This is a genomic window from Exiguobacterium acetylicum DSM 20416 (assembly GCF_000702605.1).
Lineage (GTDB): Bacteria > Bacillota > Bacilli > Exiguobacteriales > Exiguobacteriaceae > Exiguobacterium_A > Exiguobacterium_A acetylicum.
Genome location: NZ_JNIR01000001.1, coordinates 472,627 through 487,489 on the forward strand (window position 1 = coordinate 472,627; position 14,863 = coordinate 487,489).

Here is a 14,863-nt window from a genome sequence, read left to right on the forward strand (position 1 = left end):
GGACGCCTGATTTTAATACTCATTGGGGTTTACGTGAAGCGCGTGGCTTTGAGGAACGGGCAATCCATAATGGCACTAATGTGTAGACGAAGTGTCCAATTACGAGCACCCCGATTCCGAAGCGAGGATAATCGAGTTGGTATAGAAGCATACCAAGTGGGAAGGACCAGAGATTCGTTGCAACCGTATAAGGAAACGTTTGGCGATATGCCCACGGACGGGGAAGTAACAATCGAACGAATCCCTTCGTTAGATACGCCATGAACAACACGTAAAGTAATACAGCAATTGCGATAAAGATGAAATGAAGGATGAACCAAGCAACGATCGGGATGCTTTTTTGTAAAAAGAAGGAATCAATGATCGTCGTCCAAAGCGAAATCCAAGCTAATCCACAAAAATAAAGGGAAACATCTGCCAAACGAAGACGTAAAAACAGACGATTTGGAATTAAGGAAGTTTGTAAGTAATTAATCAGTTGACGTAAAAATGACAAGTGAATCACTCTTTCTACTGTTTTAAAACAGGTTTTAATTGTTTAATTTTGATTGGTAATAAAGGGTTTATGTGTAATGGTACAGATTAATAAAACCTTAACAAACGGATGTCGCAAAAACTATTTACAAGTTCACCGGACCTTTACATAATGGGGAAGTTGAGAAAATAAACTTTACAAACACATCAATCCACATGAAATAAAGGAGCTGGCAAGATGAACTATGATTTGCAGGAAATGATTTTCACCTTCATCGGTGGACTCGGGATTTTCCTATTCGGTATTAAGTATATGGGAGATGGGCTCCAAAAAACAGCAGGAGACCGATTACGTTATATCCTTGATAAATATACGACAAATCCATTGTTAGGTATCCTAGCAGGTATCGTCGTCACGATTTTGATACAGTCGTCGTCAGGGACGACCGTCATCGTTGTCGGACTCGTTAGTGCAGGTCTGATGAATTTACGACAGGCGATCGGAGTCGTCATGGGGGCTAACATCGGAACAACGATTACGGCTTTCATCATCGGCTTTAACGTCAAGGAAGCTGCGCTTCCAGCAATCGCAATTGGTGCTTTCTTGATCTTCTTCTTCAATAAAGAACGGGTTCAATACATCGGACAGATTTTCTTTGGCTTTGGTGCATTGTTCTATGGTCTCACTTTGATGGGCGACGGAATGGCTCCGCTTGAATCAAGCGTCTGGTTCCGTGAGTTGACGGTATCGATGTCGGATAACCCATTGCTGGGTGTCTTCGTCGGAACAATCTTTACTGTTCTTGTTCAGTCGTCGTCAGCAACGATCGGTATCTTACAAGAGTTGTACGCTGGTGGCATGATCGATATCAAAGCAGCTCTTCCGGTCTTGTTCGGTGATAACATCGGAACGACGATCACAGCAGTACTCGCAGCACTTGGTGCGTCGATTGCAGCTAAACGAACAGCAGCAGCACACGTCATCTTCAATATCATCGGAACAGTATTGTTCCTGATTGCATTACCAATCTTCTCAAGCTTCATCACATGGATCACAGGCACGCTTGAATTAGGTCCGAAAATGCAAATCGCCTTTGCACACGGAACATTCAACGTCGTCAATACGTTGATTCAATGTTGGTTCATTGCGCAAATCGCATGGCTTGTACAAAAAATCGTACCGGGTACGGATACGACGATTGATTCAAAACCGCGTCATCTCGATCAAAATATCTTGAACCAATCTTCGGCACTCGCATTAAACCAAGCGAAGCTTGAAGTGTTACGAATGGGTGAATTCTCAAAAGATGCGCTTGCAAAAGCACACCGTTACACGCAATCGCATGATAAAAAGGATGTATCAGAATCAGAACAGATCGAATATGCGATTAATCATTTAAATACAGAAGTCACAAGTTATCTCGTTAAAGTAGCGGCACATGATTTATCAGAGCGTGAATCAAATGAACACTCGTTACTGATGCATGCCGTCAATGACTTTGAACGAATTGGTGACCACGTCGAAAACATCGTCGAATTGGTCGATTTCCAAATCGTCAACCGGATTCAGTTCACATCATCAGCGAAACAAGAGCTTGATGATATGTATGCCTTGACGCAAGAAATCGTCGACTGTGCCGTTCGCGCCGTCGAAGAGGACGATGTTACACGAGCTCGCAAAGTTCTAGAACTCGAAGGTAAACTTGATGCACTCGAACGTTCATTCCGTAAACACCATGTCCTTCGTGTTAACGCTGGCGAATGTACGGGCCAAGCAGGGATGATCTTCGTCGATCTCTTGTCGAACCTCGAACGAATTGGCGATCATGCTGTAAACATCACGGATCTCGTCCTTGAACAGCGGACGGCATTAACGAACTAAGCGAAATACGATTTGTCTATGTCAGCTGATTTCAAAAAATGAAATCAGCTGTTTATTTTTTTGAAATAGCATATTGACAAGTTTCGCCACATCTCGTAATCTAGTAAGAGTAAAGCAACATACATCATGGCGGTGTAGCTCAGCTGGCTAGAGCGTACGGTTCATACCCGTGAGGTCGTGGGTTCGACTCCCTCCGCCGCTACTATTACTTAAGGACCCTTAGCTCAGCTGGTTAGAGCTGACGGCTCATAACCGTCCGGTCGCAGGTTCGAGCCCTGCAGGGTCCATTCAGTAGAACGCACCTCGTTGAAAAACGAGGTGCGTTTATTTTTGTTCCTCCGGGGAATAGTAAAGATATTGTAATAATATTCATACTATAGTAACTAAGGGAGAGCGAAGAGAGATGGAACGTAACCATACGATGATGCAGTTTTTTGAGTGGCATGTAGAGAATGATGGGAAGCACTGGCAACGCTTGAAAGAGCGGGCGCCTGAATTACGTGCTGCCGGCATCACGTCCGTGTGGATTCCACCGGCGTCAAAAGGTCAATCAGATGAAGATACAGGATATGGAATTTATGACGTATATGATTTAGGCGAATTTGATCAAAAAGGAACGGTCCGTACGAAATACGGTACAAAGGATGAACTCGTCGAAGCGATTCAAGTCGCTCGTGAGAATGACATCGCCATTTATGCGGATGTTGTCATGAACCATAAAGCAGCAGCCGATGAACTTGAGACAATCAATGTCGTTGAGGTCCATCCAGAAGACCGTTCGAAAGAAATTTCAGAAGAATTCGAAATCGAAGCATGGACGAAATTTACGTTCCCTGGTCGAAACGGAAAATATTCGGATTTTGTCTGGACACATGAATTCTTTAATGGAACGGATTTCGATGCTCGTGAAGAAAAAACCGGTGTCTTCAAGATATCCGGTAAAAATAAAGACTGGAACGATCAAGTCGATGACGAATTCGGAAACTATGATTATTTGATGTTCGCGAACATCGATTATAACCATCCGGAAGTACGTGAAGAGATGATCCGCTGGGGGCATTGGTTCCAAGAGACGATTGACTGCCAAGGATTCCGACTCGACGCAATCAAACATATCAATTATGAATTCGTTCATGAATTTGCAAAATCGATGATCGAGAAAAATGATGGCGATTTCTATATGGTCGGGGAGTTCTGGAAATCAGATCTCGATGATTGCCGTCATTTCCTTGATAGCGTTGATTACACGATCGATTTGTTCGACGTTCCCCTTCATTATAAATTCCATGAAGCTTCGAACCAGGGACAAGAGTTTGATTTAACAACGTTGTTTACAGATACGCTCGTCGAATCACACCCGACGAATGCTGTCACGTTCGTCGATAATCATGATTCACAACCAGGTGAATCACTCGAATCATGGGTAGATGACTGGTTCAAACAGCATGCGTATGCATCGATCTTACTTCGTAAAGACGGTTATCCATGTGTCTTCTACGGTGACTATTATGGAGTGCAAGGACCTCATCCTGTAGAGGGTAAAAAAGAAATGATTGATGCTTTACTGTATGCACGTTATCACAAAGCATATGGTGACCAAGAAGATTATCTCGATGATCCGCATTGCGTCGGTTGGGTTCGTCGAGGCGTAGAAGAAATCGAGAACTCTGGCTGTGCTGTCTTATTGTCGAATGCTGACATGTGCGAGAAGCGCATGTTCGTTGGTGAAGAGCGCGCGGGACAAGAGTGGTTCGATTATACGAACCACCAAGATCACCCAGTTGTGATCGACGATGAAGGATTCGGTGTCTTCCCAGTTCCAGGTGGAGGTGTCTCTGTTTTTGCTCCACGAGAAGTCGAGTAAATCCGAGGGTCTTGACTTGCGTCAACACAGGTTCTTTTGCTAGTCTTAAAGGGTATTGAAGTTTTCGAAAATAGCACAAAGGGGGACATGAACATGTCAAAATTTGAATTACCAGAACTCGGCTACGCTTATGATGCGCTTGAGCCACATATCGATGCTCGTACGATGGAGATTCACCACACGAAACACCACAACACGTATGTCACGAACGTGAATGCGGCGCTTGAGGGTACAGAACATGAAGGAAAGTCACTTGAAGAACTTCTTCAAAACTTGGATGCTCTCCCAGCAAACATTCAAACTGCAGTCCGTAACAACGGTGGCGGTCACTGGAACCACTCATTCTTCTGGAAACTGCTGAAGAAGAACGATGGAGCTGCTCCAACAGGGGAACTCGCGACAGCAATCGATGAATCATTCGGATCATTTGATGCATTCAAAGATGCGTTCGCGAAAGCAGCAACAACTCGTTTTGGTTCAGGTTGGGCTTGGTTAATCGTTGATGGTGGGAAATTGGCGGTCGTTTCGACACCAAACCAAGATACACCAGTCATGGAAGGCAAAACACCAATCCTCGGTCTTGATGTTTGGGAACATGCATACTATCTCAACTATCAAAACCGTCGTCCTGATTACATCAATGCGTTCTTCAACGTCGTTGATTGGGATCACGTAGCGAAGCTTTACGCTGACGCGAAGTAACGTGAAAATGAGCGTATCGTTCAATTGTGAACGATACGCTTTTTTTAATGCGGAAAATGATGGGATAGGTTGTTATGGAAAGTTTCCTTCTATATAATGAAACAAGATGACTTTTGAACGATAGGGGAGTACGCCATGGCTAAACGAATCACCGTACGAGGAAGACGGCGTAATCATCTGCCGCTTCGTCTGAATTTAATGTTCTTCGTCGTTTTTTTATTGTTTGCGATTTTGATTTTCCGTTTAGGAGTCGTGCAAATCGTCAATGGTGAGAAAATTTCGCGGGAAGTTCAAAAAACAGAAATGATCGCATCAAAATATGAAGTGCCACGCGGAAAGATTTATGACCGGGATGGTCGTCTTTTGGTTGATACGATTTCTAAATACTCCATCGTCTACCGTCGAGCACAAACGACGAAAGTCGATGAACGCATTGAGATTGCACAGCGCCTTGCGGCAATCATTGATTTGCCTAAAAAAGATTGGAAAGTCACAGAACGTGATATTAAGGACTTCTGGATCGCGACAAACACGAAAGAGTCTGATCGTCGTTATCAAGAAGCCGTCAAACAGAAATATCCTTCAGCAGAAGCACAAAGTAAACTATCAATCGCAGAACAGGATCAAATCCGATTAGATGCGATTACGAAAGACGATATCGATTATGACGATCAAACGATGGAAGTCATTGCGATCAAACACAACATGGAAGTCGGATATGCGCTTGATCCACAACTCGTCAAACTCGGTGCTTCTGCAAAAGAGATGGCGATCATCGATGAAAATCTAGAAGATTTAAAAGGTGTATCGGTGGAACCGTTCTATGAGCGTTCTTATCCATATGAAGGAACACTTCGAAACATCTTTGGGAAGTACTCGAAGATTCCAGCAGAACAACAAGCGGAGTTCAAAGCAAAAGGTTACAGCTTGAATGACCGTGTCGGAACATCATTCCTTGAACAACAGTATGAGGATCTTCTGCGCGGGAAACCCGCGTACGATGTGTATGAGACGTTCAATGGAGAGCCGGTCGGTGATCCAAAACGCGAAGAAGGCGAGTCCGGTAAAGATCTCGTTCTGACCGTGGATGCAGAGTACAACAAACAAGTCGACCAAATCATGCAACAAGCGATTAAAATGGGGCGTGGCATGGGTAGTCGTTATCTAAAAGAAGGTTACGCCGTCGTCATGAACCCACAGACTGGTGAGATTCTTGCGATGTCTGGTCAAAAGTTGGATCCATCAACCGGTAAGTTCTCAGATGTCGCAATCAATAACGTGTTGACATCCCTTCAGATTGGTTCGACGATCAAAGGTGCAACAGTTGCGATGGGACTCGAAGAGGGTGTCATCCGTCAAAACGAAGTCATCAATGATGCGCCGATTACAATCGGGGGTACAAAAAAAGCATCGTACGTCAACATGGGAGCAATCACGGATTTGACGGCACTTGAGCGTTCATCAAACGTTTATATGTTCAACATTGCGATGCGGATGGCGAAGTATCCAAGTAACGGTATTGCCGGAGCAAGTGTAGACGGAGCAGCTGCGATCATGCAGAATTACTATAGTCAGTTCGGGCTTGGAGTGACAACGGGTGTTGATTTACCGTACGAAGCAAAAGGTGTTCAAGGGACACCTGACCGTGTCACGCTACTCATGGACCGAGTCATCGGACAGTATGATGCCTTTACACCGCTACAAGTCGCACAGTATATTTCAACGCTTGCCAACGGTGGTTATCGTGTTCAGCCGCACTTCTTAAAAGAAGTGCTCGCGTCGAATTCGATTGAAAAAGGGACAAAACAAGTTGATTATAGCTTCAAGACGAATTACCTGAATCGGATTGAAGTCAGTCAAGATAACATTGATCATGTTCGAGAAGGATTGCATCGTGTTGTCAAGGGAGAGCGTGGTACAGCAAAAATCATCGCACAAACTGGTATTGATGCAGCTGCTAAAACAGGTACAGCGCAGGTCAGTGTCTATGGTGACGATGGAATCGCCTTACGTGACGGAAGCGGTCAACCGGTTCGTTCATTGAACTCGAACCTCGTTGGCTGGGCGCCGTATGATAATCCAGAGATGGCGTGGGCCGTGTTCCTTCCTTATATGGAACAAGAAACCGTCAACTCGAAAATTGGTCACGATCTTGTCAAAGCGTACTTTAATGTCAAAGATATCCCGTGGCAAACTAAGCCAAATTAACTAGATGGAAAACGAGAGTGAGCAATCACTCTCGTTTTTTTGTTTGCATTGACCTTTTTTTCTAATGGATTTCGAATTGTAAACACTAAAAAACACGCCTTTACAATTCTTTTACGTTGGATTCATTTCGTTTTAATAGTTCATCCGTAGTATAAGTCTTGTAAGGAAAACGGATAAAAAGTCGTAGCATCGTCAGCGACATACTTTCGAGGAGGAAAATTAATCATGTCTTGGATGAAAAAAACAGCACTCATCACAACGGTAGCATCAATCGCAGTAGTGGGGGCAGCATGTGGTAACGATAAAGGCGGTTCTGCTAGTTCATCTGATTTAAAAGGAAAAATCGCAATCGACGGTTCTTCTACTGTCTTCCCGATCATGGAAGCTGTCGGTGAAGAATATTCGATGGAACAACCTGACGTAGATGTCACAGTCGGTGTCTCTGGTACAGGTGGCGGATTCAAACGCTTCGTCGTTGGGGAAACAGATCTTTCAAACGCGTCGCGTGAAATTAAAGAAGAAGAAGAAGCTGAAGCGAAAAAGAACAACATTGAATTCACAAAAATGGCACTCGCATATGACGGTTTGACTGTCGCAGTCAGCAAAGAAAATACATGGGTAAAAGAACTCTCAATGGAGCAACTCGAGAAAATCTGGCTCGATCCGAACATCAAGACTTGGAAAGATGTCGATTCTTCTTATCCGGCTGAACCATTGAAATTCTTCAGCCCAGGTAAAGACTCAGGAACATTCGACTTCTTCTCTGAGGAAGTACTTGAGAAAAAAGATATGCGTAAAGATGTTCAATTATCAGAAGACGATAACGTTCTCGTCAAAGGTGTTGAAGGAACGAAAGGCGCAATCGGATACTTCGGATATGCGTACTACGCAGAGAATAAAGATAAGTTGAAGGAAGTACCACTTTCTGCTGAAGGCAAAGATGCAGTTGATCCAACACCAGAAACGATCAAAGATTTTTCTTATCCACTGTCACGTGAAATCTACACGTACATCAATAACAAATCGATGAAAGACAAAAAACAAGTCGCTGATTTCGTTCAGTTCACGAACGAAAACGCTGGTGATCTTGCTGAAGAAGTTGGATATATCAAAATGCCGCAAGATCGTTACGATGAAAACGCAAAAGCAATTGAAGATGCAATGAAATAAATCATCGAGTCATGAGGATGGCCCAACCGGGGAAGTCTGTACCGGTTGGGTCCCGTTCTCATGTCAAGAAGGAGTAGGGAGTGAAGAAGGATGAGTTCACCACAAAATAAATCGGTTCGCGAGCTGATTCAACAGAACCGACAGCAAAAATATAGTATGAAAAACGTCATGGAACGCGTCATGCCGATCGTGTTATTCCTTTGTGCGTTTGTCTCGGTCGTTACGACCATCGGCATCATTCTCACGTTAGTCATTGAAACAGAACACTTCTTCGAAGTCGTTCCGTTCAAGGAATTCTTCGGCAGTACGAGCTGGTATCCACTCAACTCACAACCAGAGTATGGAATTTGGCCACTTGTCGTCGGTACGCTTGAGATTACCGTGATTGCGATGCTAGTTGCCGTGCCGATCGGTCTCACATCAGCGATTTATTTAAGTGAGTACGCGTCAGACCGCGCACGCCGTATCTTAAAACCAATTCTTGAAGTGTTAGCAGGTGTTCCAACGATCGTCTTCGGATTCTTCGCATTGACGTTCGTTACACCATTGCTTGTCAAGTTGATTCCAGGTATTCAAATTTACAATGCGCTCAGTCCGGGGATCGTCGTCGGGATCATGATCATTCCAATGATTGCTTCGATTTCTGAGGATGCGATGAGCTCTGTTCCGAAAAAAATTCGTGATGGTGCGCTTGCACTCGGTTCGACTCGTCTTGAAGTTGCATTGAAAGTCGTTGTTCCAGCTGCATTATCAGGTATTATTGCATCGATCGTACTCGGTATGTCACGTGCAATCGGGGAGACGATGATCGTAACAATCGCTGGTGGTTCGAATCCGACAGCTGCGATCGATCCACTCGAGCCAGTCCAAACGATGACAGCGTATATCGTTCAGGTCGCCTTAGGTGATGCTGGATTTGGAACTGTCGAATATTACAGTATCTATGCGGTTGGTACACTCTTGTTCGTCTTCACATTAGTGATGAACTTACTTGCGAACTGGATCACACGCCGCTTCAGAGAGGAGTACTAAGATGGCCTTACCAGAAAAGCAACCTGTCTCGAAAAAATTCATTGATCCGGTCGCGGTGAAGAAATCGATTAGCCAGCGACTCGTCGTCAACAACGTCACAAAAGTCATTTTCCTTGCTGGACTGTTCTTTGGTCTCGTCGTCTTAGGTATTCTTCTGTTCGGCGTCATCCGTGACGGTGCTTCATGGTTATCACTTGAGTTTCTGCAAAATGCACCATCACGCCGTTCGGAACGTGCTGGGATTTATCCAGCTTTAATGGGATCGATCTTCTTGATGCTTTTGATCATCCCAATGATTTTCATCATTGGTGTCGGAGCAGCGATTTATCTAGAAGAGTATGCGAAAAAGAGTCGGATGACTTCATTCATCGAAGTCAACATCTCAAACCTTGCAGGTGTACCATCGATCGTCTTCGGTTTACTTGGTTTGACGTTCTTCGTACGTAACATGGGCTTCGGTTCAACATTGATTGCAGGAGCATTGACACTAGCATTGATGAGTCTTCCGGTCGTCATCGTCTCGTCTCAAGAGGCAATCCGTGCCGTTCCACAAGCAATGCGTCATGCATCACTTGCACTCGGTGCGTCAAAATGGCAAACGACGTTCAAAGTCGTTCTTCCGGCATCATTACCGGGTGTCATTACTGGGATCATCTTGGCTGTATCCCGAGCAATTGGTGAAACAGCACCACTTATCATGGTCGGAGCTGCGATTTTCATCGCTCGTGCGCCAGAAAGTATTTTCTCGGAGTTCACAGCATTACCGATTCAAATCTACAACTGGACAAGTCGTCCACAAGCGGACTTCCAAGGACTTGCAGCGGCAGGCATCATCGTCTTAATGGTTATCCTCTTGACGATGAATTCACTTGCAATCTGGATTCGGAACCGATTCTCAAAACGCTATTAATCGAACGAGATAGATAGAAGGGATTTCTTTTAAGGAGGAAGACAGATGATGGATACGAAGCTGAATGCGAAATCAGTCGTTACAGAAGGGACAGAGCGTATGAACCAACCAGTAGCAGCACGTGAGAGCGTCTATAACGTCAAAGACTTAAACTTATGGTACGGTGACGATCATGCGCTGAAAGATGTCAATCTCGATATTAAGAAAAATGAAGTCACGGCAATCATTGGACCGTCTGGTTGCGGGAAATCGACATTCATCAAAACATTGAATCGAATGGTCGAACTCGTTCCGATCGTACGGACGAATGGTGCAATCGAGTATCACGGCCGTAATATCTTTGATAAAGAATACGGTGTCGAAGAATTACGGACATCGGTCGGAATGGTCTTCCAGCAACCGAACCCATTCCCAAAATCAATTTATGACAACATCGCTTATGGTCCCCGTGTCCATGGCGTCAAAAACAAAAAAATCCTCGACGAGATCGTTGAACGCAGTTTACGCCGTGCAGCGATCTGGGATGAAGTCAAAGATCGCTTGAACGAAAATGCCTATGGTCTTTCTGGTGGTCAGCAACAACGTCTTTGTATCGCGCGTTGCCTTGCAATCGAGCCAGATGTCATCTTGATGGATGAGCCGACATCGGCACTTGACCCGATTTCTACATTAAAAGTAGAAGAACTCGTCCAAGAGTTAAAATCAGACTACTCGATCATCATCGTGACACACAACATGCAACAGGCGGCACGTGTTTCGGATAAAACAGCGTTCTTCTTGAATGGTGAAGTCGTCGAGTTCGATCAAACAGACCGGATCTTTGGCAATCCGAGTGACAAGCGGACGGAAGATTACATTTCAGGACGATTCGGATAAGAAGGGGAGACGAGACGAATGGCAGCGAACCGTACGATTTTTGGAGAAAATCTTGCAATACTCGATCAAAAGGTTTTTTTACTGGCTCGTAAGACGATGCAACAGATCGCAACGACGGCAGAAGCACTCGAAAAATATGATCAAGACATCGCGCGGAGTGTCATCGAAAACGATAATGAACTCGATGATCTTGAGCTTGAAATCAACGATGATGCGATCCTATTAATCGCGAAGCAACAACCCGTTGCGACAGATTTAAGACGAATCATCACGGCGATGAAAATTTCGTCGGATCTCGAACGGATTGCCGATTATGCGGGGAATATCTCAAAAGCGGTTCTTCGTGTCGAAACATTCCCGTATGTCATCGATATCTCTTTGTTGAAGGAAGCATTCGAGACATTACTGGATATGACGGAAACTGCAATCGTCGCCTATCGTGACGGAGATGTCGAGAAAGCAAAAGCCTTGTCTGATCTCGATAACGTCATTGATGAGACGACATATAAGGCACTTCGTCAGTACATGCGTCATATGTCGCTTCAGCCGATCGTCGTCGATGAAGTCATGCAATTCACGAATATTTGTCGCTATATCGAGCGGATGGGTGATCACTTGACGAACGTCGGGGAGCATCTGATCTATCTCGAAAAAGGAAAACATTATGATTTAAACGGATGAATCAAGTAGGCAGGAGGAATTTCCTCTGCCTACTTTTTTTGTAAAGGGATTCGAAACACGTTTGTAGAATAGGAAAGAAGTGAATAATGACAGAGAGGTGATTGGGAATGCTTGAGCAAATCATTAAAATGAAAGAACAAGGGCTGACAACAAAACAAATCGCAGCTCAATTGGATACGACTGAAGGTAAAATCAAATATGCTTGGACTAAATATCGTAAATCGTTAACAGAACAACCTTCTGCAGCAGCGCCGAAAGTAAAATCAAAAACGGTCAAGCAGACGAAAAAGTCGACTGCACCGGTTTTAGACGTCGTACCGTCTGTGCACTTGGTACCTTCGCTAGAACGCGACGCGTTTGGAATGGCGACGCATTACGAGGATGACATCCTCCACGCCATCGTTCAGTCACCGACAGCGTTATACGTCTACTGGGAATTATCTGAACTGTCGAAACAGTTGCTTGAGACGCACTATCACACGACGTTTGATTCGTTCCGTAAAGAATTACGCATCATTGATGTCACGCTTGTTGAATACGAACAAGGACAAGCGAACCGAACGTATCAGTTTGAACTACCGGAAATGACGAACGCTTGGTTCGTACGACCGGTAACCCCGAATACTACATACATCATTGAATGGGGCATTCAAACAATCGACGGGGACTTTGTTCCAGTACTGCGTTCAAAACCAGTCGAAACGCCACGTGATGAACCAGTCACGGACGGACGGTTCGCGGAAGTCGTGCAACATTGGCAATACGGAGAGGTCGAACAACCGGAATGGGTCGAAGTATTACGTCCGTATTCCTATTTCGATCGCGTCCGATAATGGAATTAGAGAGAGGGAAAGGAAGAGAAGCTATGCGAAAAGGATATTTTTCACTCGTCTTACATGCACATTTACCATATATCCGTCATGAAGAGGCACATCGCTTAGAAGAACGGTGGATGTATGAAGCGATTTCAGAAACTTACATCCCGTTGCTTTGGGAAGTCGATCGTTTGTCACGTCCGCTCGGATGGACGGTCAGCATTTCACCACCCGTCATCGAGATGCTTGCCGACCCATTGATTCAAGAGCGTTATATTGAGCATATCGAGGATACGTTACGATTGATCAATCAAGAACTAGAGCGAGAGCTCGATCAAAAGGAACGAGATGCGCTTCTATTCTATCAAGACCGCTATCAAGATTTATTAAATACGTTCCTTCACTGGGAAAAGGATTTGAACCGGGCATTCCGTCATTACAAGGAGCAAGGGTATCTCGATTTGATTACGTGTACGGCGACACACGGTTTCAGTCCGCACATGTTGTCTGAACAAGCGGCACGTTCTGAAATTCAAACGGGATTGAACTGTTTCGAACGTCATTACGGATTCCGTCCGTCAGGTCTTTGGATGCCAGAATGTGCGTATACGCCAGGACTTGACCGTATTTTGTACGAAGAGGGCATTCGTTATACATTTGTCGACGAACATTCAATTTTAAACGCGGATCCGTCACCGCAACACGGAATCGGAGCACCTGTTTATTCGCCACACGGTGTGGCACTCTTCCCGCGTGATCAAATCATTTCCGGGAAGATTTGGAGCTCTGTCATCGGATACCCGGGTCATCCGGATTACCGCGAGTTTTATCGTGACCTTGCGTACGATCGAGAGTGGGATCAAATCGCTGAGTTCATGCACCCGGAAGGCTTACGTTATGATACAGGGTTGAAATTGCATCGTGTAACAGGAGAAACGGATCAAAAAGACTATTACGTCCGTGATTGGGCATGGCAACGGACAAGTGAGCACGCAGCAGACTTCGCACAAGCACTCGGTGAACATTTAGATGCGCATCAAGGACAAGACTTCCCACCGTTCCTTGTCACAGCACCATTTGATGCCGAATTGTTCGGTCACTGGTGGTTTGAAGGTCCCGACTTCCTCGGTAAAGCGATGGAACGTTTAGAAGACCAAGGAATTGAGTCGATTTCACCAGCGATCTTCCTCGAACGTCACTTCCAAGACATCGACACGGCACATGTCGCGATGGGAACGTGGGGACGAAAAGGCTACGCGGAAGTCTGGATCAATGAACGGAATGACTGGATGATTCGTCATCTCCATCAGCTTGAAAAGAGACTAGCAGGTGTCGTAGCCCGAAATCGTCATCAAGATGCGTTGACTGTCAAAGCGAAGCGTCAACTCATTCGAGAATACCTCCTCGCTGTCTCGAGCGACTGGCCGTTCATCCTCGATGGACAGACGACAGCGCAATACGCTGCGAACCGTTTCCGTGAGCACATCTTACGTTTTGAAGAAACCGAGCGTCGACTGGATGCTGAGGAGCTGACGGTGGAATGGTTGGATGATCGATATCGCGAATATCCTTTCCTTCAAGATTCAGATATTGAACCAGATGTCTTCTTGACGGCACATGATTACTACGTGGCAGTGAAGCGTGAGAAATCTTGGAATACAGACGCCATCTTATTGTTCATCCGACAATATGATGCGTCAGATCGGCCAGCTTCGGAGCTCGCTCGACGGCTCGCTGCTGCTGGTGAGAATGTCTATGTCGTCACGGAACATCAGGAGGCGTATCGATTTGAAGAAGGCGTTCATGTTTACGGAGTGCAAGTGACGGGTCTACCGCTCGTTCAAACTTATAACCAATTGGCGGCTCTAAACTTAGCCTTCTTACGTCAAGCGCAAGCCTTGAGTAAGATCGTTGATTTCGCAGTCATCCACAATTTCAACATGGAGACCGCATCAGCTGCCCAAGCCATCGCTAAGATCAAAGAGTTACCACTCGTCAGTAACGTCTACGATATCGAAAGTGAGCGTTCGCCTGATCGTTCAGGCGGTCTAGTCGTTGCTTTAAAACGACTTGAAGGAGACGCGTTGCGCCAATCAGCGATCGTTTATCTAGAACGAGAAGAGTCACGTCACGGGGTGGAACAAGAGTATCACGTCGAAAAGAAGCCGTTGCGTTTTGAAGAGAACCTTGAAAAACCATATCAACACGTGACGAATCCGAAAAAGAACGGATGAACAGTTGCAATTCCT

At 45.1% G+C, this 14,863-nt stretch carries 12 protein-coding genes and 2 tRNA genes; 13 read left to right on the forward strand and 1 reads right to left on the reverse strand.

All coding sequences use genetic code 11. The features are described from left to right. Positions 1-19: 19 nt before the first annotated feature. Positions 20-505 (reverse strand): hypothetical protein, encoded by a 486-nt coding sequence (locus P401_RS0102370; protein WP_034785923.1) that lies wholly within the window; start codon positions 503-505, stop codon positions 20-22. Positions 506-712: 207 nt separating this feature from the next. On the opposite strand from P401_RS0102370, the gene P401_RS0102375 reads away from it, so the two are divergent. The 13 genes from P401_RS0102375 to P401_RS0102435 all read left to right on the forward strand — a co-directional run bounded on the left by P401_RS0102375 (position 713) and on the right by P401_RS0102435 (position 14,848). Next, positions 713-2,356, forward strand: coding sequence for a Na/Pi cotransporter family protein (locus P401_RS0102375; protein ID WP_029341057.1), 1,644 nt, complete (start codon positions 713-715; stop codon positions 2,354-2,356). Between the two features lie 128 nt (positions 2,357-2,484). Next, positions 2,485-2,558 (forward strand) — tRNA-Met (locus P401_RS0102380). A gap of 11 nt (positions 2,559-2,569) precedes the next feature. Then, positions 2,570-2,643 (forward strand) — tRNA-Ile (locus tag P401_RS0102385). Positions 2,644-2,759: 116 nt separating this feature from the next. Next, positions 2,760-4,220 (forward strand): alpha-amylase, encoded by a 1,461-nt coding sequence (locus P401_RS0102390; protein ID WP_029341058.1) that lies wholly within the window; start codon positions 2,760-2,762, stop codon positions 4,218-4,220. A 93-nt stretch (positions 4,221-4,313) separates the two neighbouring features. Next, positions 4,314-4,922, forward strand: coding sequence for a superoxide dismutase (locus P401_RS0102395; RefSeq protein ID WP_029341059.1), 609 nt, complete (start codon positions 4,314-4,316; stop codon positions 4,920-4,922). Between the two features lie 135 nt (positions 4,923-5,057). Beyond that, on the forward strand, positions 5,058-7,130 hold the full coding sequence (locus P401_RS0102400; protein ID WP_029341060.1) for a peptidoglycan D,D-transpeptidase FtsI family protein: 2,073 nt from the start codon (positions 5,058-5,060) through the stop codon (positions 7,128-7,130). Between the two features lie 225 nt (positions 7,131-7,355). After that, complete coding sequence (locus P401_RS0102405) at positions 7,356-8,300, forward strand: PstS family phosphate ABC transporter substrate-binding protein (RefSeq protein ID WP_029341061.1); 945 nt, start codon at positions 7,356-7,358, stop codon at positions 8,298-8,300. Between the two features lie 90 nt (positions 8,301-8,390). After that, entirely contained in the window at positions 8,391-9,332 is a 942-nt protein-coding gene (gene pstC / locus P401_RS0102410; protein ID WP_029341062.1) for a phosphate ABC transporter permease subunit PstC, read from the forward strand. A 1-nt stretch (position 9,333) separates the two neighbouring features. Further along, the gene (gene pstA, locus P401_RS0102415; protein WP_029341063.1) at positions 9,334-10,242 is read left to right on the forward strand and encodes a phosphate ABC transporter permease PstA; all 909 of its coding nucleotides are present in this window, start codon (positions 9,334-9,336) and stop codon (positions 10,240-10,242) included. Positions 10,243-10,341: 99 nt separating this feature from the next. After that, entirely contained in the window at positions 10,342-11,118 is a 777-nt protein-coding gene (gene pstB / locus P401_RS0102420; protein ID WP_053454494.1) for a phosphate ABC transporter ATP-binding protein PstB, read from the forward strand. A gap of 18 nt (positions 11,119-11,136) precedes the next feature. Further along, positions 11,137-11,799, forward strand: a complete 663-nt coding sequence (gene phoU, locus P401_RS0102425; protein WP_023467542.1) for a phosphate signaling complex protein PhoU — start codon at positions 11,137-11,139, stop codon at positions 11,797-11,799. A 107-nt stretch (positions 11,800-11,906) separates the two neighbouring features. After that, positions 11,907-12,632: a DUF4912 domain-containing protein gene (locus P401_RS0102430; protein WP_029341065.1), complete on the forward strand. Its 726-nt coding sequence runs from the start codon at positions 11,907-11,909 to the stop codon at positions 12,630-12,632. 32 nt (positions 12,633-12,664) lie between these two features. Then, positions 12,665-14,848, forward strand: coding sequence for a 1,4-alpha-glucan branching protein domain-containing protein (locus P401_RS0102435; RefSeq protein WP_029341066.1), 2,184 nt, complete (start codon positions 12,665-12,667; stop codon positions 14,846-14,848). Positions 14,849-14,863 lie beyond the last annotated feature (15 nt).